The organism is Pseudofrankia inefficax, from assembly GCF_000166135.1.
Taxonomy (GTDB): Bacteria; Actinomycetota; Actinomycetes; order Frankiales; family Frankiaceae; genus Pseudofrankia; species Pseudofrankia inefficax.
Genome location: NC_014666.1, coordinates 591008 through 612164, shown reverse-complemented (window position 1 = coordinate 612164; position 21157 = coordinate 591008). Strand labels below are relative to the sequence as shown.

General features: G+C 73.3%; 15 protein-coding genes and 1 riboswitch. Of the genes, 10 read left to right on the top strand and 5 right to left on the bottom strand.

The annotated features are described in order from the left end of the window. The first annotated feature begins 55 nt into the window (after positions 1 to 55). Positions 56 to 166, top strand: a riboswitch (SAM riboswitch). Positions 167 to 217: 51 nt separating this feature from the next. Next, positions 218 to 1267, top strand: coding sequence for a DUF3293 domain-containing protein (locus tag FRAEUI1C_RS40050; RefSeq protein WP_013421705.1), 1050 nt, complete (start codon positions 218 to 220; stop codon positions 1265 to 1267). Continuing rightward, on the top strand, positions 1260 to 5075 hold the full coding sequence (locus tag FRAEUI1C_RS02490) for a hypothetical protein (RefSeq protein WP_013421704.1): 3816 nt from the start codon (positions 1260 to 1262) through the stop codon (positions 5073 to 5075). The genes FRAEUI1C_RS40050 and FRAEUI1C_RS02490 overlap by 8 nt, the downstream gene beginning before the upstream one ends. A gap of 74 nt (positions 5076 to 5149) precedes the next feature. Here FRAEUI1C_RS02490 and FRAEUI1C_RS02485 read toward each other — a convergent pair whose 3' ends face one another. After that, entirely contained in the window at positions 5150 to 6349 is a 1200-nt protein-coding gene (locus FRAEUI1C_RS02485; RefSeq protein ID WP_013421703.1) for a thiolase family protein, read from the bottom strand. A gap of 157 nt (positions 6350 to 6506) precedes the next feature. On the opposite strand from FRAEUI1C_RS02485, the gene FRAEUI1C_RS02480 reads away from it, so the two are divergent. Continuing rightward, positions 6507 to 6863: a Zn-ribbon domain-containing OB-fold protein gene (locus FRAEUI1C_RS02480; protein ID WP_013421702.1), complete on the top strand. Its 357-nt coding sequence runs from the start codon at positions 6507 to 6509 to the stop codon at positions 6861 to 6863. A 122-nt stretch (positions 6864 to 6985) separates the two neighbouring features. On the opposite strand, the gene FRAEUI1C_RS35845 is transcribed toward FRAEUI1C_RS02480, so the two are convergent. From FRAEUI1C_RS35845 to FRAEUI1C_RS02465, 3 genes are all read right to left on the bottom strand, one after another. Continuing rightward, positions 6986 to 7882, bottom strand: a complete 897-nt coding sequence (locus FRAEUI1C_RS35845; RefSeq protein WP_013421701.1) for a pyridoxamine 5'-phosphate oxidase family protein — start codon at positions 7880 to 7882, stop codon at positions 6986 to 6988. A 227-nt stretch (positions 7883 to 8109) separates the two neighbouring features. Then, positions 8110 to 8790: an HAD family hydrolase gene (locus tag FRAEUI1C_RS02470; protein WP_041258732.1), complete on the bottom strand. Its 681-nt coding sequence runs from the start codon at positions 8788 to 8790 to the stop codon at positions 8110 to 8112. A 92-nt stretch (positions 8791 to 8882) separates the two neighbouring features. Further along, positions 8883 to 10346 carry an MFS transporter gene (locus FRAEUI1C_RS02465; RefSeq protein ID WP_013421699.1) on the bottom strand — a complete coding sequence of 488 codons (1464 nt, stop codon included), beginning with the start codon at positions 10344 to 10346 and terminating at the stop codon, positions 8883 to 8885. 271 nt (positions 10347 to 10617) lie between these two features. Here FRAEUI1C_RS02465 and FRAEUI1C_RS02460 point away from each other — a divergent pair, with 271 nt between their 5' ends. The 5 genes from FRAEUI1C_RS02460 (at position 10618) to FRAEUI1C_RS02440 (ending at position 16507) form a co-directional block, all read left to right on the top strand. After that, positions 10618 to 12078, top strand: coding sequence for a bifunctional DedA family/phosphatase PAP2 family protein (locus tag FRAEUI1C_RS02460; protein ID WP_013421698.1), 1461 nt, complete (start codon positions 10618 to 10620; stop codon positions 12076 to 12078). A gap of 85 nt (positions 12079 to 12163) precedes the next feature. Then, positions 12164 to 13486: a nucleotide disphospho-sugar-binding domain-containing protein gene (locus FRAEUI1C_RS02455; RefSeq protein WP_013421697.1), complete on the top strand. Its 1323-nt coding sequence runs from the start codon at positions 12164 to 12166 to the stop codon at positions 13484 to 13486. Continuing rightward, the gene (locus tag FRAEUI1C_RS02450; protein ID WP_013421696.1) at positions 13479 to 14657 is read left to right on the top strand and encodes an aminoglycoside phosphotransferase; all 1179 of its coding nucleotides are present in this window, start codon (positions 13479 to 13481) and stop codon (positions 14655 to 14657) included. The genes FRAEUI1C_RS02455 and FRAEUI1C_RS02450 overlap by 8 nt, the downstream gene beginning before the upstream one ends. Continuing rightward, on the top strand, positions 14657 to 15625 hold the full coding sequence (locus FRAEUI1C_RS02445) for an SIS domain-containing protein (protein ID WP_013421695.1): 969 nt from the start codon (positions 14657 to 14659) through the stop codon (positions 15623 to 15625). Before FRAEUI1C_RS02450 ends, FRAEUI1C_RS02445 begins: the two co-directional genes overlap by 1 nt. 207 nt (positions 15626 to 15832) lie before the next feature. Further along, positions 15833 to 16507 (top strand): sulfotransferase family protein, encoded by a 675-nt coding sequence (locus FRAEUI1C_RS02440; RefSeq protein WP_013421694.1) that lies wholly within the window; start codon positions 15833 to 15835, stop codon positions 16505 to 16507. Positions 16508 to 16631: 124 nt separating this feature from the next. Here FRAEUI1C_RS02440 and FRAEUI1C_RS02435 read toward each other — a convergent pair whose 3' ends face one another. After that, positions 16632 to 17879: an EAL domain-containing protein gene (locus tag FRAEUI1C_RS02435; protein ID WP_013421693.1), complete on the bottom strand. Its 1248-nt coding sequence runs from the start codon at positions 17877 to 17879 to the stop codon at positions 16632 to 16634. Positions 17880 to 18046: 167 nt separating this feature from the next. Between FRAEUI1C_RS02435 and FRAEUI1C_RS02430 the strand changes: the two genes are divergently transcribed. Both FRAEUI1C_RS02430 and FRAEUI1C_RS02425 read left to right on the top strand, forming a co-directional pair. Next, a complete protein-coding gene (locus FRAEUI1C_RS02430) occupies positions 18047 to 19534 on the top strand; it encodes a DUF2867 domain-containing protein (RefSeq protein WP_013421692.1) in 1488 nt (495 codons plus the stop codon). Next, the gene (locus FRAEUI1C_RS02425; RefSeq protein WP_013421691.1) at positions 19531 to 20874 is read left to right on the top strand and encodes a cryptochrome/photolyase family protein; all 1344 of its coding nucleotides are present in this window, start codon (positions 19531 to 19533) and stop codon (positions 20872 to 20874) included. The genes FRAEUI1C_RS02430 and FRAEUI1C_RS02425 overlap by 4 nt, the downstream gene beginning before the upstream one ends. Positions 20875 to 21157 lie beyond the last annotated feature (283 nt).

Sequence of the window (21157 nt, the reverse complement as noted above, 5' to 3'; positions counted from 1 at the left end):
CGGCACCGACGGCTGAATCTTGCGAGACGTATACGGAGGTTCTAACCTGGCTCGTGGTCAAGAGGACTGCGTCAAGGCCTGGCTCGCCGTCCGGCAACCTTCGCGCAAGGTGCCCCAGGAACGACCTGATCGCCGCCGGTGACAACTGGTAGCGGTAACGCGGATCTCCCGAACCGGGCACGGTCGCGGGGGTCCACCGAGGCCCCCGGAGGTTGACGTGTCCAAGCGCCCGAACCCCACCCGCGCTGACCTGCTGGCCCTGCTCGGGGCCCAGCCGGAGACCTCCGTCGCGGCCATCTGCCGTTCCTACCTTTCCCGGCGTCGGGAGCTGCTGGCCTCCGACCCGGACCACCGCCGTCCCGAGGTGGCCCGGCTGGACGACGCCTTCACCCGGCTGCGCGCCGCCACGGATCTCGAAAGCCGGCTCGACGACTACCCGTGCGCCGAGGTCAAGATCGGCGTCGAGGACACCACCGTGGTCGTGCGCTCGGCGCCCGCCGGCACCGCCAGCGGGGAGTTCCCGTTCCCCGGCGTGGAGCGGGTGCACGTACTCACCGCGTTCAACCCGCGCTCCCGCCGGCTGCGCCCGCACGAGAACGCCAACCGGCAGCGCGCGCTCGCGGGCCGGGTCGCGACGACCGGCCTGCCCTCGTGGCCCGCGGTCGGCGGCGGCCGGCAGGCGCAGACGAGCATCGCCGTCGCCGGCCTGACCAGGGCACGGGCCCGCGCGCTCGGCGCCGAGTTCGAGCAGGACGCCGTCGTCGAGTGGACTCCGACGGCACTGTCCGTGGTGCCGTGCGACGAACTGGTCGCGCCGCGCGAGTTCGGCTGGCGTAGCTCGCGTCTGACCAAGCCGCTGCCCAACCCGGCGGCCGCGGCCCGCCGCGCCGAGGCGGCCAGGGCGGCGCACGCCGTGCACGCGGCGACCGACACCCAGGCGGCGGACACCGACCGGCTGCCGGCGACCGACGAGGCGCGCGCCGCGGCCGACGGCTCCGGTCCGGTCAGCGAGGCGCACGAGATCCTCGTGGCCGACGCGGTCCGGGCACTCGCGGCCGAGGAGTCGGAGACCGCGGCGATCGCGCGGGCGCGGGAGCTCACCGCCGCGACGCCGACGGAGGACAGCGGCGCGACCCCGAACGGCACGACGGCGGGTGGTCCGACGGCCGGTGGTCCGCCTGCGCCGCGCAAGGCCGACCCGGCGGCCGGGGGCGCCACGCCGGACCCGCACGATCTTCCCGCCTCCCACGGCGGCAACGGTGAGTGACGCGGTCGCGTTCAACACCGGCCTTCCGCTCGCCGCCGACCTGCGGACCCACCTGCTCAGCCAGCTGGGCGCCGAGGAGGAGTGGATCGGCCCGGGCCCGGACGGCACCGGTCTGCTCTGGCGTCACAGCGAGCTGGGGACACTGCTGGAGCTGCTCCCGGTGCCCGACGGGGCCTCCGCCGTCGCCGTGCTGCGGGTCACCACACCGGTCTCGACGATCGGCGACCCGGCGCGGGCGCGGGCCCTGTGCCAGCGGCTGAACGCCGAGATCACCCTGAACCGCTGGATCGCCGGCCCGTGGCCGGCCATCCCCGACCGTCCCGACCCGGACGCCGACGAGGACGAGGACGACGAGGCGGCCGATCACCCCAGCCTGGCCGACGACCCGACCCAACCGACGGCACGGGTCGAGCCAGCCGGCACCATCCCGCCGGCCACCAAGGCGAAGGCGGGCCCCACAGCCGAGGCAAGCCCCGAAGCCGGGGCGGCGGCCACCGGGGCCGATGGGGGCCCCGAGGCCGAGACGGCAACGGCAACCGAGGCGCGCCCCGAAGCCGAGACAGGGACGGAAGCCGAGCCTGGAACCGGCGCCGAGGCGGGCACGGAGCCCGGAGCGCCGGCCCGGTCGGCTGACCTCGACCTGTCTGACCGGCTGGCGCTGGAAGCCTTTCTGGACGAGTCCACCGACCTCGACCCGGACGCGCTGTACCTGTCGTGCTCCTTCGTCGTCGGCCGTCTCGAGCAGGGTGACGACGACGAGGACGAGGACGACGACCCCGACGAGGACTCCGACGACGAGGCGGACGACACCGCGCCCGGCGGCGCGGCCCTGGCCCGGCTGGCCGTGGCCGCGGTCGGCGACCAGATCGCGACAGCGGTGGCCGCGCTCGGCGACGGGCTGCACGACGAGGTCGCCGGCGTGCCGTTCGTCGCCCGCGACGCCGACGGCGAGGCCCGCCCGGGCCGCCACCGCGTCACCCGGTACCACGACCTGCTGCACGCCGGCGCCGAGGCGGACAACACCCCGCTCTGGCGCGCTCTGCTCGCGGCGTTCGACGGGCTGCGCTACGACCAGGAGAGCGACGGCGGCCCGGTCTGGGGCGCCGGCGACGGCCGGGGCTTCCGGTGCGAGGTCCCGTTCAGCTGGGGGCCGTTCTTCACGCCGGAGGACCGTCCGGTCGAGGTGGTGACCGCGCCGGAGCCGGCCCCGGCCGGGCTGCTGACCAGCGTCGTGCTGGCGAGCCGGCAGGACCCGCGTCCCGAGGCCGGCGAGGGCCTCCTGATCACCATGCGCACGCCGGTCACCGTCCGGCCGAGCGACGACGTCGCCGGGGTGCTGACGGCGCTCAACATCCAGGACGCCCGCGACCCCGGGGCCGCGCACGGCGTCGGGGCCTGGGTGCTGCGCGGCGGCGCACCGACCTGGACGGTCTTCCTGCCGAACGCGGTCATGGCCGCGGGCACCCGCACGACGGTGACCCTGCTGCGCGAGGTGCTGCTGGCCGCGGCCGGCGCGTCGATGCTGGCCCGCCGGGTGCTGCTGACCGGCGAGGACCTCACCCCCGCCGACCGCTACCCGATCGGCCCGGCCTCGCGCCGGCCGGCCGGCCTCGCCTTCGCCGCCAGCTCGACCGCCTGCGACGAGCCGGCCCTGGCCCTGGACGCGCTGTACGCCTCGCTGGTCGGGCCCGACGTCGAGTGGTCCGTGCTGGGCTCGGCCGGCTTCGACTGGTGGCCCTACCAGGGCCGGCAGCGGCTGCGGGTCACCCCGCGCCCGGCGCCGGACGACCGCCGGGCCGGCTCGCTGCGCATCTCGACCGAGGTGGCCAGCAAGGTGCCGGCGTCCCCCGACGTCCTGCGGCTGCTCGCGCGGCGCAACGCCGACGACGGCCGGTCGGCCCTCGTGCTCGACCCGGTGGCGGGGACGGTCGAGGCGGTCGCCCGGGTGCACCTCGGGCCGTCGCTCTGGTCGCCGGACCGGTCCTGGGCGCGGCTCGTCGCCGTGGACCAGCTGATTCGCGCCGACGAGGCCGCGAGCGCGCTCGTCGGCCTCGGCGGCCCGGCCCGCGGCGCCGTCCCGGCGGGGTCCGCGCACCCGACCAACGGCCCGCGCCCGAGCCGGGACATCCTGTTCGACGCCCTGCCGGACATCCGGCTGGGTGCCCAGGAGGCGATGAACGGCGACGACGCCGTGCGCCCGCTCGTGCTTCCGATCACGCTGACCGCGCTGATGGCGCCGCCGCACCGGGTCACCGGCCACGAGCCGGGCCGGACGCTGACCGCCGAGTGGTGGACGAGGACCTACGACCCGTCCGGCCCGGCCGCGCGCTGCCGGTCCGAGCTGACCGTCACCGACCATCAGGACCTCGGCCTCGGCATCCGGGTCCGCACCTGTCTGGACTACCTGCCGGGCGACGTCGACGAACGGGCCGCCTGGTGCAACGACCGCAACCGCGCCCTGCTGGCCGAGACCTCGGCCGACGACCTCACCGTGGTCGGCGGGTGGGGCCTGGACGCGACCGACGCTCCCTGCCTGACCACCTGGTTCTTCCCCGAGACCATGCTCGGCGACCACCCGGACGAGATCGCCGGAGCGCTGGGCCGGCTGGTCCGCTACCAGCAGTGGATCGTCTTCGTCAGCCTGGCGGACTCGCCGGTCGCGCCGCTCTCGGACACGCGCACGGTGGCCGAGCTGGCCGCGGGCCTGCCGTCGCTGTTCGGCGCGTTCCGCGCGGTCCTCGACTACCCCGCCGGCCTCTCGCTCACGGCCGCGACCCCGGTGGGCGACGACGCCCGGTCGGAGACGGTCGTCGTCGAGTGGACCCGGCCGGTCACCCCGCCGGTGCACGAGGAGCTGATGAGCTGGCCTCGGCTGGCCGAGCCGATCAGCGAGCCGAGCCGGCCCCGGCTGGTCACCCGGCTCGACGCGCCGCTCGACGGCCTGCGCGGCCCGCTCGCGCTGCTGCTGACCGCGCTGGCCGCCGGCAGCCGGACCTGGCTGCCCGATCTCAGCGTCCCGCCCGACCCGGGCCGGCCAGGCGCGAAGCCGCTGACCGTGCCCGGTCACCTCGGCAACGCGTTCCGGGACGCGCACGTCCGGGACGCGCTCGGCCGGCTGCTGTTCGACGGCCAGATCGCCGACGACGGCCACGGCACGGGTTTCCTGGTGCTGGCCGAGCCGCTGGCCCCGGGTGAGCAGGGCGAGACCCAGCCGGCGAGCCGTTCCGAGGCGTCGGCCACCGGCTCACTGGACACGGCGGACGGCGAGGCCTCCGGGTTCGGGCTCGGCGCCGACCCCGAGTTCTCGTTCACGGCCGACGACGAGGTGGGGCTGGGCCGCCGGGCGCCGGCGACCATCGCCCGGCTGGCCCCGCCCACTCCGGGCGATCACCCGTTCTACGGCGCCGGCACGATGATCCTCGACACCCATCTGGATCCCGGGCTGCTGCGCCCGGGCGACCTCGAACGGCTGGGCGAGCTCAGCCGGATGGGGCAGCTCGACCGCCTCGGGACGTTCGACGACGCCGGGGTGCCCAGCGGCGCCGGCCGGCCGGCTGACGACGCCGAGCTCACCGCCGCGCTGATCGCGATCTCCACGCTCGCGCCCGCGCAGACCTGTGGCGCATGGATCGCGCACGAGAAGTCCGGGACGCTCGCCTACCGGATCTGCCTGCCGCCGTCCTGCCTGCTGTGGCCCGCGCCGGAGGCGGTCGGTTCGATCGTGGACGCCGCCTGGCGCGTCGCGATCGCGCAGGTCCGCGCCGCCGCGCACCTGCTCAGCGCCCAGGCGATGTCCCCGGGCGCCTGAGTTCTCTGGGCGCCTGAGTTCTCTGGGCGCCTGAGTTCTCTGGGCGCCTGAGGTGAGCTGGCGGGCCGCGTGAGCTAGTGGGCCGTCAGGAGCAGCGCGCCGGCGATGGGGCCGCCGCCGGCGCCGACGGCGGCCACCCGGTGACGGCCGAGCTGGCGATCGCCCGCCTGCCCGCGCAGCTGGAGGCACGCCTCGTGGACGATCCAGTAGCCGTGCATCCGGCCGGCGGACAGCTGGCCGCCGTAGGTGTTGATCGGGAACGAGCCCTCCAGGGCGATCCGCCCGGGGTCCTCGACGAACGGGCCGGACTCGCCCTCGCCGCAGAACCCGAAGGCCTCCAGCCAGGCCAGGGCGAGAAACGTGAAGCCGTCGTAGAGCTCGGCGAAGTCGACGTCGGCGGGCCGCAGGTCGGTCCGCGACCACAGCTGCGCCGCGGCGTCGCTGGACGCCATCCTGGGGTAGTCGGGCCGCAGGTACCAGCCGCCTGGCCCGGTCGAGCCGCCCATCGCCTCGACCTGGACGGGATGCTCGCAGCCGGTCGCGTGATCCGCCACGGATACCACCAGCGCGATGGAGCCGTCGATGGGCACGTCGCAGTCCAGCAGGCCGAACGGCTCGGAGATGGGCCGGGCCGACAGGTAGTCGTCCAGCGTGATCGGGGTCTGGAACACGGCCGCCGGGTTGAGCCCCGCGTTGCGCCGGCTGTTGACGGCGAGGGCGCCGAGCTGCTGCTTCGTCGTGCCATACAGGTGCATGTGCCGGCGGCAGTGCATCGCCAGCCAGTTCGCGGCCGAGTAGGCGTGTGCGCCCATCAGCTCGTCCATCCCGCCGGCCAGGCCGTCACGCGCCGGATAGACGGAGCCTGAGTCGCCGTCCGGGGTCGGGCCCAGACCGGCCCCCTCAAGGTGCGGCGCCGCGCCGTCGGGGAGGACCGCGCCGCCGATCATCTGAACCGTCCGGTAGACGAGCACGTGCCGGGCCCGCCCGGTGCCGACCGCGACGACGGCCGACATGACCGGCGAGAGCAGGCCGCCGGTGTCGATGCCGCCGCCCAGATAGTCCGGCGCCAGCCCGAGGGCGTCGCAGGCCGCCTTGACCGGGGTGTCCCCGAGCGTCGCGACGCCGTCGATGTCCTCTGGTCGCAGGCCCGCGTCGGCGATCGCCTGCCGGGACGCCTCCACCGTCAGGTCGAGGCCGGGGATCCCGGTGCGCCGGCCGATCCGGGAGATCCCGATGCCGGAGATGATGGCGCGCCGCTCCGGAAGTCCCGTCATACGGGCGACGCTATGACCTGGAGAGTGACCCGGTCACCGGAAGCGACCTGGTTCACCCCGCCACGTCGGATCCCGGGGGGCCTGCTGGGCCTACGGTCGGAGAGCCGGCGTCCGGCTCACCGGTTCGGTTCGCGTTGCCCGGATGTTTGGGGGTCCCATGACGACGTCGCGGCTCGACGCGGGCGACAGGCTGCTGGTCCAGCGGTGCCTGGCCTGTGAGCGCTGGACCTATCCGGAGGCCGCTCGCTGTTCCGCGTGCGGGGGCGAGTTGGGGGTGGAGCCGGTGAGCGGTGACGGGACGGTCTTCACCTTCACCGTCAATCACCACCCATTCCACCCGACGTTGCCGGTGCCCTACGTCATCGCCGTGGTTCAGCTCGCCGAGCAGGACGATCTGCGGGTGGTGGGCAACATCGTCGGATGCGCGCCGGAGGACGTAGCGGTTGGCATGACGGTACGGGCCGCGTTCGAACGGCACGGGGATGCAGTCCGCCAGGACTTCCGTAAGCGCTAGCCAGGCGCCCAGTGGACATGATCGCCGATTTGGTCCTCGGGTGGTTGTAGAGCGGCCTCGATTACGACCAGCCGAGGGCTGAAGTCACGATCATGTGCCCGGCGGGACGGGGCCGGGCCCGGTCAGGACGCCAGGCGGGTGATGGCGGTGGGGAAGAGTCTGGCGACGAGACGAATCCCGGAGGGGTCCGCCGGATCCAGCAGTTCCGGAGGTTCCGACGTGCGCGCGAGCGGCGTCGGCGTGGGCTCGGCTTCGCGCGCGAGTGCCACGGGCCCGGGTCGCTCGCCGTCCGCGAGGAGCCGTGCGATCCCTCGAATCTCGACGGCGGTGCGCGGGTTGGTCAGATCGAAGACCGAGACGCTCACCTGGGCGTCCTTCGCCAGATCACTGGACGGCTGCCGCGGGGCCACGATCGACAGCAGCAGCGCGTCGCCTTCGCGGTGCAGCCCCACGACGCGCGAATGGGGCTCGCCATCGGTGCCGATCATGGCGAGCGTGGCGATGCTCGGCCCGTCCAGGATCGCGCGCAACTCGGCCCCGAACGCCGCGTCGCGCAGCGCGACGTCCAGGGTCGCCGCGCCCGGTTGGACGGCATCGGTCGCCTTGTCCCGCAGCCGCCGGGTGAGGCGCCAGGCGACCAGGAGGAGCACGGTCGCCGTTGGGATCTCGACGAGCAGCGCGGTCGCCAGGCTGATCAAGAAGTCATCGGTCCCGGACGACAGCGCCATGTCGAACCAGGCGTCACAAAGAAGAAGAGTGGCAGTGACCACCGAGGCGGGGATCAGGGCCCAGCGGTCTCGCAGCGCGCAGTAGGCCGTCGTCGCGAGCGCGCCGAGCTCCGCGACGTCGTAACCGGTCCAGGCCAGCCGCCAGCCCTCGGTCTCGTAGTGCATCGGCAGGCTGACGGACAAGTCGGCGATCCAGGCGACGAGAGCGACGCAGCTGACCAGCAGCGCGATCCCGAGGCGAAAGCGACGTCGGCGGGTGGCCGCCGGCAGCGGCGGGTGCTGAGTGGCCATGTCCGGCTCCTGCGGTCAGGTGTCCGGTGTTGCCTGGCTCAGGCCAGGTCGGACGCGCTCGGCACGACTGACCATCCCCCCAGCCGCACACCTCGCCGCGCCTTGAGGTGAGCGTCTGTAGAGACCAAGTCGGTCCATCGCACGGTTATGCCCACGCGAGAGCAACTTTCGACGAGGTCACATGTACTGGATTCCCGAAGCCCACGCCGGGACCTCAGAACGGGACCTCAGAAGTGGCGCAGTAGGTCCTGGAAGGAACGCAGGCGCAGCACGCCCTGGTCGGCGGGGTCGAGGTCGGCGTGCTCCAGCGCCCAGCCGTTCTCGTCCGGGATGTGCACCGCGCGCCAGCCGGCCGCCCGCGCGGGCAGGATGTCGGACTTCGGCGAGTTGCCGATCATCCAGGTGCCGGTCGGGTCCAGCTCCAGCCGCTCGGCGAGCCCCCGGTAGGCATCGACGTGCTTCTCCCTGACGATGTGGGTGCCGAGCTCGAAGAATCCGGCCAGGCCGGAGGCATCGATCTTGCCCTGCTGCTCGTCGACCGCGCCCTTGGTCAGCAGCGCCAGCCGGTGCCGCCCGCCCAGCTCGCGCAGCGTGTCGGCCACCCCCGGCATCGGTTCCACCCGGTGGTCCGCCAGCGCGGCGGCGAGCTCGGCGATCTCGCGGCGCTCCCGCTCGTCGGCCGGACGGTCCCGCAGGCGCTCGAACAGCTCGTGCAGGCTGCGCAGGAAGACCTTCGTGCCGTAGCCGTGGGCGACGGTGTTCGCCGCCTCGATGTCCAGGAGCAGCGCGTACAGCGCGTCCCGGTCCAACGTCGGGTGGGCGAGCCAGTCGAGATAGTCGTGGATGACCCGCTCGAACCGGACGTTGTTCGACCAGAGCGTGTCATCCGCGTCGAACACCAAGGTCATTCCCGTACTACCCGATGCCGGCACGTCCCGATCTGATCAGACACCTCCGGTCGGCGTCGACCGTTTTTTCGGGTTCGGGTCGTTCTCAGGCCTCAGACCTCCGCCCGGCGGTTCGGGACCGCGAGGGCGGCGAGCGCGGCGAGGACGGCGGCGCAGGCGCAGATGCCGAACAGGATGCGGTAGCCGGTCAGCGAGGGCAGCGCGGCGGGCCCGAGGTGCATGACCTGCGCAGCGAGGATGCTGCCACCGATGGCGCTGGCCAGCGAGCTGCCGACCGCCCGGAACAGGGTGTTCAGGCCGTTCGCCGCCGCGATCTCCGCCGGCGGGGTGAAGTTGTTGATCAGCGACGGCATGGCCGCGTAGCCGACCCCGGTGCCGATGCCGACCACCGTCGTCCCGACGATGATCTCCCACAGCGCGCCGGTCACCAGGATGCGCACCACCCAGCCGGCCGCCACGATGATCGCGCCGAGCGCGAGCGTCTGCCCGGCGCCGCGCCAGGCGACCAGCCGAGCCGAGACCGGCGCGAGCAGCAGCATGCCGATGCCGCTGGGCAGCACGCACAGACCGCCGACGAGCATCGACGCGCCGAAACCGTAGCCGGTCTCGCTCGGCGCCTGGACATAGGACGCGGTGCCGAGCAGCGAGGCGAACAGCGCGAACCCGAACAGCATCGAGGCGATGTTCGTCAGCACCAGCGGCCGGCGGCGCAGCGCGACGATGTCGACGAGCGGCTCGCGGGTCCGCAGCTCGACCCAGCCCAGCACCACCAGCACCACGGCGCCGGCCACGAGCAGTCCGATGACCCGGCCCGACCCCCAGCCCCAGCTCGCGGTCTCGGCCAGCGGCAGCATGATCGCCATCAGGCCCAGGCCGAGCAGCACCGCGCCCAGGACGTCGACCCGGCCGCCGCTGCGGTTCGGGGCCTCCGGCACGAGGCCGAGCACGCCGACGAAGGTCAGCAGGCCGCCGGCGCCGATGAACCAGAACAGCGAGTGATACCCGAGGTGCTGGGCCACGAGCCCGGACAGCGGCAGACCGACCGCGGCGCCGACGCCCAGCATCGAGCTGATGGTCGCGATCCCCGCGCCCACCCGTTCCCGGGGCAGCAGGACGGTCAGCAGGCTGATCCCGAGCGGAACTGCCGCCACCGACACGCCCTGGAAGCACCGACCGACGATCACGATCGGGATGTTGTTCGTCACGGCGTCGAGGACGGAACCAACGACGAGCGTCCCGAGCGCGACCAGCAGCAGCAGGCGCTTGCCGAACATGTCGGCCAGCCGGCCCATCACGGGCACCGCGACCGCGGCGACCAGCAGCGTCGAGGTCAGCAGCCATTCCACCGTGCTCGCGCTCGTGTGCAGCGTGGTCGGCAGGCTCGGCAGCACCGGGATCAGGACCGACTGCGAGAGCGACACCATGAGCGCGCCAGCGCCGACGACGAGCAGGTGGAGATTCGCGCGGCCATTCTTCGGGGGCGCGGTCCTGGCGGTGGGCGCGCGGCCTGGCACCTGGGCTGCGGGCTGGGCCGACTGGGTAGACAGCTCGGTCATGTCCTGGTCCTCGGGTCGAGATCACCGGGGGGCGTCGATCCGGCCGCTGGCACGTCCCACCAGCAGAACCGGACGATCTTGTCTCAGTTACGCTAGCACAACCGGAGATAGGTCCTCCGCTTCTGTGTCGCGGCCGACACCGGAGGCCGGCCGGCGAAGACTCAGCGGTGTAGTAGTTTGTAGTAGATCGACCTGTCGCACGCGTGTGGCAGGCTGAGCGCTGGCCGGGCCGAGGCGGGAGACGCCGGGACGGGAGAGGTGGTCAAGCCGAGTGAGCCGCATCGTCGACGGGCTGATCAACCTCCCGCCGTGGCTGGTTCTGCTGGTGGCGTTCGCGCTGCCCGCCGCGGAGGCGTCGATCTTCGTCGGCGTCGTCTTCCCCGGCGAGATCGCGATCATCGTCGCCGGGGTGCTGGCCCACGCGCACAAGCTGCCGCTCTGGCTGGTGATCGTCGTGGGCACCCTGGGCGCTGTGATCGGCGACAGCATCGGCTACGAGGTCGGCGCCCGCTACGGCGACTGGGTGCTCGCGCGACTGCCCAAGCGGCTGGTCAAGCCCGAGCACGTGGAGCAGGGCCGGGCGCTGCTGCGCCGCCGCGGCGGCTGGGCGGTACTGATCGGGCGGTTCACCGCGGCGCTGCGCGCGCTCGTGCCCGGGCTCGCCGGCACCAGCCGGCTGCCCTACCGGACCTTCCTGCCGTACAACATCGTCGGCGGCCTCGCCTGGGTCACGATGTCCGCCCTGATCGGCTACGTCGCGGGCGCCAGCTACAAGGCGGCCGAGCACCAGGTGAGCCTGATCTCCGGTGGGCTGCTCGCCTTGATCGTGCTGGTCCTGCTTCACCAGGTCGCCCGCAGGTCGCAGCGGGTGCAGTCCTGGCTCGCCCGGCACGGCGACAAGCTGCCCGACCGCTGGCTGAGCGTCTCCGTGCTGGTGCTCGTGGCCGGCGGCTGGCTGCTCGGCGGCCTCGTCCAGGACGTCGAGAACGTCCAGGGCCCGACCGGCGCCACGACCTCCGACTCCCGGCTGCTGGACGACGTCATCGGCTACCGCCGGTCCTGGCTGACTCCGGTCGTCCGCGGGATCACCGTGCTGGGCAGCTCGCCGGTCACCTACGGGGTCGTGGCCGTGCTCGGCGCGCTGGTGGTGTGGCGGACCCGGAACTGGGTGCTGCCGCTGTGCTCGGTCGCGCTGCTCGGCGCCGGCCAGGGAGTCCGGCTGGCGATCAGCCACGCGATCGCCCGGCCGCGGCCGCCCAGGGCCGTCTGGCTGACCGGCGCGCACGGCTACGCCTTCCCGTCCGGCCACACGACCCTGGCGACGATCGCCTACGGACTGGCCGGTCTGCTGCTGTTGCGGCTGCTACCGGCGTCAAGGCTGGCGACGGCGCTCGTGAGCCTCGTGGCCGTGGTGCTCGCGGCCGCGGTCGGCCTGTCCCGGGTGTACCTCGGCGTCCACTGGCCCAGCGACGTCCTCGCCGGCTGGTCCCTCGGCGCCGGCTGGCTGGCCCTCGCCGCGACGGCGTTCACGCTGGTGCGGCTGATCCGGCGCCGACGGTCGACCCCGACGGCGGCCGCCAAGACCGTCCCCGAAGCGCAGACCGCCGCCGAGGCTCAGGCCGTCAGCGCCGCCCCTGACGTTCGCCGGCTGGCGATCGAGACTCCGGCTGAGCCGTCTCCCGCGCGGGACGGAGCCGGCTCAGGAGCGGCTTTCCGGCCCGATCTGGGCTGACCTGGGCGGAAACACGGTTTTGCTACAGTCCGGACGCCCGCGACAGCGACGTCGTGCCCGTTCGCCCGGCTAGCGAGGACGTTCGATGCCCCTCACCGTGCTGTTCGTGCCCGAGTCGGCCTACGGCCCGACCAACCAGTGCATCGGGCTGGGCAAGGTCCTGCTCGACCGGGGGCACACCGTCGTCTTCGCCGCCGAACGGTCCTGGGAGGGCAAGCTCGCGCCGTTCGGCTTCGGCGAGGCGCTCGTCGACCTCGCGCCGCCGGCCACGGACCAGGGTGAGGCGGACCAGGGCGCCGAGGTCGCCGGGCAGTTCTGGATCGACTTCATCAACGAGACCGCGCCCGAGTTCCGCAAGCCGACGATCGAGCAGCTGGAGACCTTCGTCGCGCCGACCTACCAGGCACTCATCGACGGCGCCAGGTACTGCGAGGCGCAGCTCAAGGCGATCATCGCCGAGCATCGGCCGGACGTGCTGGTCGAGGACAACGTGATCGCGTTCCCGGCGCTGACCACCGCGGACGGTGCGTTCGTGCGGATCGTGTCCTGCAACCCGTTGGAGATCCGTGGCGCAGGCGTCGCGCCGGCGTTCGCCGGCTACGCCGCGGACGACCGGTCACAGTGGGACGCGTTCCTCGCCGAGTTCGACCGGACCCATCAGCCGATGTGGGCCGAGTTCAACGACTGGGTGCAGGCTCAGGGCGCGAAGCCGCTGGCGGAGCGGGACTACATCGAGACCTCGACGCACGCCAACCTGTACGTCTACCCGGCCGAGCTCGACTACACGGACGCGCGGCCGCTCGACTCCACCTGGCACCGCCTCGACTCCAGCGTCCGCGAGACCGACGACGCCTACGAGCTGCCCGCGCGGTTCGCCTTCCGAGGCCCCGACGAGGCGCTGGTGTACCTGTCCCTCGGATCGCTGGGGAGCGCCGACGTCGGCCTGATGCAGCGGCTCATCGACCTTCTCGCCACCACCCGGCACAAGGTGATCGTCAGCCTGGGCCCCCGGGCCGATGAGCTGAAGCTCGGCCCGAACATGGTCGGCGCCGCGATGCTGCCCCAGACGACGATCATCCCGCAGGTGGACCTGGTGATCACTCATGGCGGCAACAACACGACCACCGAGTGCATGCACTTCGGCAAGCCGATGATCCTGCTCCCGCTGTTCTGGGACCAGTACGACAACGCGCAGCGGGTCCACGAGCGTGGCTACGGCATCCGGCTGCCGACCTACGGGTTCGCCGACGACGAGCTGACCGGCGCCGTCGATCGCCTGTTCACCGACACCGCGCTGCGTACCAAGCTGGACGCGGTCGGCGCGGCGATCCGGGGGCGGGACGGGCTGCGCACCGGCGCCGACGTCATCGAGCGGGTTGGGCTGGATCACGTCGCGGCCCGTGGCTGACGGTTCCCCCACGCTGCCGCTCGTCGTCGAGCTCGTCGATGGCGCCTGGCGGGCCCGGCCCAGCGGTCCCGGCGCGGGAGTCGCGTTGCTCGCGCTGCTGCGCTCCGATGGCGACGTTCCGGACGGCTTCCGGATTACTCGCGGGGTCAGCCGGCCGTTCGAGCCGACAGAGCGGCGGGTCACGGCCGACCAGACCAACGAGTCCTGGATCATCGGCGAGGCCGCCGTGGTCAAGTGGACGACCCAACCGCTGGTCGGGCCGGATCCGGAGCGGCTGCGCCGACTCGTCGCGGCCGGGTTCAGCCGGACGCCCGCGCTGTGGGGAATGATCGAGTGGCGCACGCCGGACGGGCACTGGGTGCCGGTCGCGACCGTCAACGATCTCGTTCCCGGCGCGGAGGACGGCTGGACCTGGTGCGTCGACGAGGCCAGGCACGCGCTCGCGGCCCTAGATCCGCCCGCCGCGGCGCCGGTTCCGCGCGGCGACGAGGGCGACGGCCGGGTGGGCCGGCCGTTCGGCGCGGAGCTGGGTGCGCTCACCGCCGCGATGCACCTCGCGCTGGCCGACCGGACCCCGGCGACGGCGTCGCCCGACGAGGCACTGTCCTGGCTGGAGGCGGCCGAGGACCTGCTGGGTCAGGTGAGCTCGCCGCTGCTGGACGCGCACCGCGACTCGATCGCCGCGGCGCTGGGCCCGCTCGGGCAGGCCGCCGGGACACCGCTGGTCGCCGCCCATGGCGACTTCCACGTCGGCCAGCTGCTCCGGGCGCCCGGCGGCCCGCTGTTCGTGATCGACTTTGACGGCAACCCGACGTTGACCCCGCGCCAGCGCCGCGCGCCGCAGCCGGCCGCGCTCGACGTCGCGGGGATGCTCCTGTCGCTGGAGAACGTCGGGCACGTGGTGTGCCACCACAATCCCGAGGTGCCCGCCGCCGCGGCCGCCACCTGGACCGCGTCCGTCCAGGCCGAGTTCCTCGACAGCTACCGGGCCGGTCTCGGCTCGGCGGGGCGGGGCGACCTGCTGGACGAGTCGTTGCTGGAGGCGTACGGCTGGCAGCAGCTGTGCCGCGAGCTCGCCTACGCCGACCGGCACCTGCCCCGCTGGCGATACGTACCGGAAGCCGCGCTGCGGCGCCGGTTCCCGCCACCCGCCGGACCCGAGGACGCCTGATGGACGCCGAGCTGTTCCAAGCGGACCTCGAGGCGAAGCCGGCGCGGCTGCGCGAGCTGTCGGCCCAGCTCGGCCACCTGTGGGCCGGCGTCGACACCGACCGGCCGATCCTGCTGCTCGGGATGGGCTCGTCGCACTACGCCGGCGGTGTCGTGGCGGCCCGGCTGCGGGCGGCCGGCACGCCCGCCGTCGCCGAGATCGCCAGCAATGACCTCCTGCCCCGGCCGCGGCCCGGCACGCTGGTGATCGCGGTGTCCGCGTCCGGCGGGTCGACCGAGACCCTCGACGCCGTCCGCAGGCTGCGGGACGCCGATCCGGGAGGCGCGGTCACCTTCGTCGCGCTGACCAACCGGGCCGGCAGCGAGCTGGAGTCGTCGTGCGACGTCGCCGTGCCGATGCTCGCCGGCACGGAGCTGGGCGGCGTCGCGTGCCGCTCCTTCCAGCACACCCTGGCCACCCTGCTCGCCCTGCCCGCTCTCGCCGGCCGGACGCCGTGGCCGGAGACGGTCGGGAAGGCGGCCGAAGCGACGGAGGACCTGCTGGCCCGGCGGGATACCTGGCTGGCGACGACCGCCGAGCTGCTGCTCGGCCCGCACGGCACCCATGTCGCGGCGCCGGCCCGCCGGTTGTCGTCCGCGCAGCAGTCGGCCCTGATGCTGCGTGAAGGACCACGGCTGCCGGCGGTTGCCTGCGAGACCGGCGACTGGAGCCACGTCGACGTCTATCTCACCAAAACCACCGACTACCGGCTGCTGCTGTGCGGCGGTTCCCGTTGGGAGCCCGAGCTGTTCCGGTGGACGAAGGAGCGCGGCAGCACGGTCGTCGCCGTCGGCGCGCCGGCCCCGGACGCCGCGTACACGCTGCGGTATCGGCATGACGAGGACGACGGCGTCCGGCTGCTCACCGAGACCCTGGTCGCCGAGCTTCTCGCCGCAGACGCCTGGCGACGTTCCGCCGCCACCGCGTAGGCGAATGCCTCGCTCAGGACCTCGTAGCGGCAACCGGCCGACACCCCACCGCCACCGCCGAGCCGGTCCGGCCCTCGGGCAAGCCAACAGGATCACCGGACAGATGCCCCTGAACCCTGCCTTTCAGAGCTAATCACCCAAAACGCTACCATCGCGACAATCGCCACCGGCGGCGTTGGCGCATGAGGAGGACGAAGGAGGAGGAAAATGCTCGACATCATAGGCGTCGGATTCGGGCGGACCGGAACACTGTCACTCAAATCCGCGCTCGAACAGCTCGGCTTCGGCCCCTGTCACCACGGCGACGAGGTGATCGCGCACCGGGAGACCGCGGTCGACTGGATCCAGGCGGCGGACGGAAGGCCGGTCGACTGGGATGCCATCTATGACGGCTACCGGTCGACCGTCGACTGGCCCGGTGCCCGTTTCTGGCGGGAGCTCACGGCGCACTTCCCGGAAGCCAAGGTGATTCTCACCTTCCGCGATCCGGAGCAGTGGTACGAGAGCATGTGCAACACGGTCTTTCGGGCAATCTCGAATGTGCCGGCGCAGGTTCCGCCGGAAGTCCTTCCTCTGATCACAATGATCAGAAGGGTGACGATGGACGGCGTGTTCGGCGGCGAGGTCCCGGACCGGGAGACCGCCCTGCGGATCTTCGCCGAGCACATCGAGGCCGTCCGCGCCCAGATCCCCGGCGACCGGCTGCTGATCTTCGACGTGGCCGAGGGCTGGGGCCCGCTCTGCGCGTTCCTCGACGTCCCGGTCCCGGCGACCCCGTTCCCCCGCGCCAACGACCAGGACTTCTTCACCACCACGCACCAGACCAGGCTCGCCACGGCAGCGCTCGCGGCCGCCGCCGGCGACGAGGCATCGAAGAGTTAGAAACCGCTCCAACAGCACTCCCCGCGACTGCCTGGCCGGATCTCACCCCCACCAGACCCGGCCGACAGACGGGAGACCCGCCGGGCGGCGGTGCCCCCACGCTCGCCGCCCGGCGGCCCCACCGTCAGGGCGCACGGCGCCAGCTCGGGCCGACGCCGACCCAGGCCGGCGTGCGCGGCACCAAGGACGGCGACGGCATGCCGAGGTAGTAGCCCTGGCCGTAGTGGACACCCGACCTCAGCATCGCGTCCCGCTCCGTCCGGGTCTCGATTCCCTCGGCGATGACGGTCCCGCCGATCTCCCCCGCGAGCGCGACCAACCCGGCGGTCAGCGCCCGACGGGCCGGATCAACGTCGATGCCGCGGGTCAGCACCTGGTCGATCTTGATGACGTCCGGCCGGAGCAGGACGAGCTTCTCCAGGCCGGAATAGCCCGTGCCGGCGTCATCGATGGCTATGCGAACACCCAGGTCGCGCAGGTGGCCCACGGCGAGCACGGTCTCGGGCCCGGCGGTGTAGTTCTCGTGCTCGGTGATCTCGATGATCAGACGGTCACGGTGAGGCAGGTCCTTGACGAACTCGCCCAGCACGGTGGCGACCGTGCTGGGCGACGCGTTGACGGCCAGCTTCAGGCCCGGCGGAAGGTCGGGAATCACCGCGACGGCACGCCTGATCGCCGCCAGGTCGAGCTCCGTGCTCAGCCCGACCAGGCGGGCGTCGCGGAACCATTCCTCGGTGGTGCGGATCCGGCCGCCACTGCGGGCGCTGAACCGGGCCAGGGCCTCGACGGCACCGACCTCGCCCGTGTCGAGCCGCACGATGGGCTGGAACGCCATGCCCGGGCCGCCGGAGTCGATGACGTCGCTGATCGCCGACCAGATCTGGCTCCGGGTCTGCCACATCTCGCGCAGGTCGAGCAGGGAGTCCCGCAGGAACGTCGCGATGAGCTGGACGAACTGCTGGTGGCGCTCCTGCAGCGTCGGGCAGGCTTCGTGCGTCAGGCAGAACAGCAGCCCGTACGGCTCGTCGCGCCCGTCGGTCAGCGTCGTCATCGCGTAGGCACCGACGTCGAGTTCGTCCAGCGCGGAGGAATGCCGCGCACGGGCGTATCCATGGGCGTTTCCGGACACCATGGGGATGCGTTCATCCTGCACGTCCCGGTAGAGTTCGCCGCCATTCCGAATCGTTATGCCGGGAACAAGCCCGAAGCTCCGCCCGTCACCGGCGAAGAGCTGGACGACCAGTTGCCGGTCCTGCCAGATAGCCAGCGCCGCGACGTCCATGCCGAGGTGTTGGCGCAGGACGTCGAGCAGGTCGGTGACCTTGCGGTCCGGCTCGATCACCCGCGCACCCGACTCGACCGTCCCCACCATCGCACTGACCTCCCACCCGGGGGTTTACCGCGCGGTCGCCTCGTCTACTCCGGGTGGCGCCCGGTCTACCGGTCCGTGCGCCGGTCCGTGCGCGAACAATCCGGTCAAAATGTTCGGGCCCGCCGCCCGCCACGGTCGAGACGACCAGCGGGGGGAAGCACTGCTGGATGAGATGCGTCGTGGTGGGTGCGACCGGCTATATCGGTAGCCGGCTCATCCCCGAGCTGCTCGCCCGAGGACACACCGTGCGGGCCGCCGCGCGCAGGCCCGACCGGCTGGCGGGTGCTCCGTGGCTGGACCAGGTGGACCTCGTCACGGCCGACGTCGGCGACCCGGGCCAGGTGGCCGCCGCGCTGGCGGGCCAGGACGTCCTCTACTACCTCGTGCACTCCCTGCACCAACGGGACTTCGTCGAGCGCGACCGCGCCGCGGCCCAGACGGTCGCGCGCGCGGCCCGCGAGGCCGGGGTCCGCCGGATCATCTATCTGGGCGGGATCAGCCCCGCCGGGCAGCGGCTATCGGCGCACCTCGCCTCGCGCGAGGAGGTCGGGCTGACGCTGCTCGGCTCCGGGGTGCCCACCGTGGTGCTGCGGGCCGCGGTGGTGATCGGCTCGGGTTCGGCCAGCTTCGAGATGCTCCGCTACCTCACCGAACGGCTCCCGGCCATGGTCACGCCACGCTGGGTACGGTCGCGCGTCCAGCCGATCGCCGTCCGTGATGTGCTCTACTACCTGACCCGGACGGCCGAACTGGTACCGGCCGAGGTCAACCGTGGCTTTGACATCGGCGGGCCCGATGTCCTGACGTACTGGGAGATGATGCGCCGTTACGCGACCGTCGCCGGCCTACCGCGCCGGGTCGTGGTCCCCGTCCCGCTGCTCACCCCGTGGCTGTCGGCCCAGTGGGTCAACCTCGTGACGCCGGTCCCGCGCAGCATCGCCGTCCCGCTGATCTCCTCACTCGTCCACGAGGTCGTCTGCCGCGACCACGACCTCGCCGCCTACGTGCCCGACCCGGCCAGCGGCCTGACCGGCTACGACGACGCCGTCGCGCTGGCGTTGGCCAGGACCAGGGAGGCCGACGTGCCGTCGCGCTGGGCCCGGGCGACGACACCACGGACCCGCTCGCTCCCGCCGTCCGACCCGCTGCCGACCGACCCGGACTGGTCCGGCGGGACCGTCTACCAGGACGTACGCGAGCTGGCCACGGCCGCGGACCCGACGCGGCTGTGGCAGGTGATCGAGACCGTCGGCGCCGAGAACGGCCGGCACGTCATCCCCGCCGCGCGGGCGGTCGCGGCCCGGCCCGGCCGCGTCACCCGGTCTGCCGAGGCCCTGCGCCGCCGGCTGGTCCGGCCCGCCGGGGCCGCCGACGCCCCGCTTTCCGGCTGGCGGGTCGAGGACGCCGAGCGGCCGCGCCGGCTCCGGCTGCGCGCGCAGCTTCGCCTGCCCGGACGGGCCTGGCTCGAACTGTCCGCCGCCCCCGCCGCCCAGGGCTCCGTCTACCGGCAACGGGCCATCTTCGAGCCACACGGCCTGCTCGGCCAACTCTGCTGGAAATCCTTCGCTCCGGTGCGCGGTCTCGTCCTGGGCCGGATGGCACACACCGTCGCCGCCGCGGCCGAGCGCCCGGCGCCCGTGGGCCAGCCGTGGTGACGACGCTCGCCGTCTTCACCCGCGACCTGCGCGTGCACGACAACCCGATGCTCACCGCGGCCGCCCTGGCGGGTGAGCACACGGTGCCGCTGTTCGTGCTGGACGCGGCGATGGCACGGTCCGGCTTCGCGACCGGCGCCCGCGAGCGGTTCCTCGCCGAGAGCCTCGCCGACCTCGACCGCTCGCTGCGGGAGCTGGGCGGGCGGTTGGTGGTCCGGGCGGGCGACCCGGTCGAGCAGGTGTGCCGGGTGGCCGACGAGGTCGACGCCGGCACGGTGCACCTGGCCGCGGACTGCTCGGGGTACGCGCAGCGGCGGGAGGCGGCGCTGCGCTCGGCGCTGGCGGAGCGCGGCCGGACGCTGCACTGCCACGACGAGGCGCACGTCGTGGTCGCGCCGGGCCGGGTGACCCCGGCCGGCCGGGACCACTACGCCGTCTTCGGCGCCTACCACCGACGGTGGGAGGCGGCCGGGTGGCGACGCGTCATCGCACCGCCGGCCCGTCTCCGGCTGCCGGCGGTCGACCCGGGCGCGCTGCCGCCCATCGGCGGGCCGGCGGGCGGCGAGTCCGCGGGTGGCGGCTTCCACGGCGGCGAGACGGTGGGCCGGCGGCGAGCGGAGGAATGGCTGCGCGAGGGCGTCGAGGTCTACGACGAGCGCCGAGACCAGCTCGCGGCGGACGCCACGTCCCGACTGTCGCCCTATCTGCACCTGGGCTGCCTGTCGGCCCTGGAGCTGGCGACCCAGGCCGGAACAGGCGACGCCGCCCGCGACTTCGTCCGCCAGCTCGCCTGGCGCGACTTCTTCCACCAGCTCCTCGCCGCCCGGCCGGCCGCCGCGCACGAGGACTACCGCGACGCGCACCGGACCTGGCGCGACGACCCGGCGGCGCTGGACGCCTGGCGCTCCGGTCACACCGGCATCCCCATCGTCGACGCCGGCATGCGCCAGCTGCTGACCGAGGGCTGGCTGCCGAACCGGGCCAGGATGATCACCGCGAGCTTCCTGACGAAGACCCTCGGCCTCGACTGGCGCGCCGGCGCGGCCCACTACACCGAGCACCTGCTCGACGCGGACGTGGCGAACAACAGCCTCAACTGGCAGTGGGTCGCGGGTACCGGCACCGACACCCGGCCAGGGCGCGTCCTGAACCCGCTGCGCCAGGCCGAGCGGTTCGACCCCGACGGCGTCTACGTCCGCCGGCACGTGCCGGAGCTGGCTGGCCTGCCGGGGCGCCAGGTCCACCGGCCGTGGCGGCTGCCCGACCGCGAGCGGGCCGCGCTCGACTACCCGGAGCCCCTGCCGATCCTGCCGGAACGGCTGACCTCGGAGCAGTTCTGACCGCCGCGGAGCGGCCGGCTGCCGTGCCCGTGGGCCAGAACCCGCGGCGACCTCGCGCGGTGGGGGCTGGAAAGCCGCGTGGCCGGCCACCGACCCCGAGACTCCCGAGGTCGGCGACCGGCCACCGGCGGCCCCCCGTGCCGCGAAGCGAGGTTATCCACCCGCCACGCTGCGACAACACTCCTTCGGGCGACACGACGTCCCGGCTGTCCCGTCCCGTCCTGTTTCGCCGGCCAGACTGGGAGAATCCCCCGCGACAGGTACGTCTCGTGTCCGCCACCCG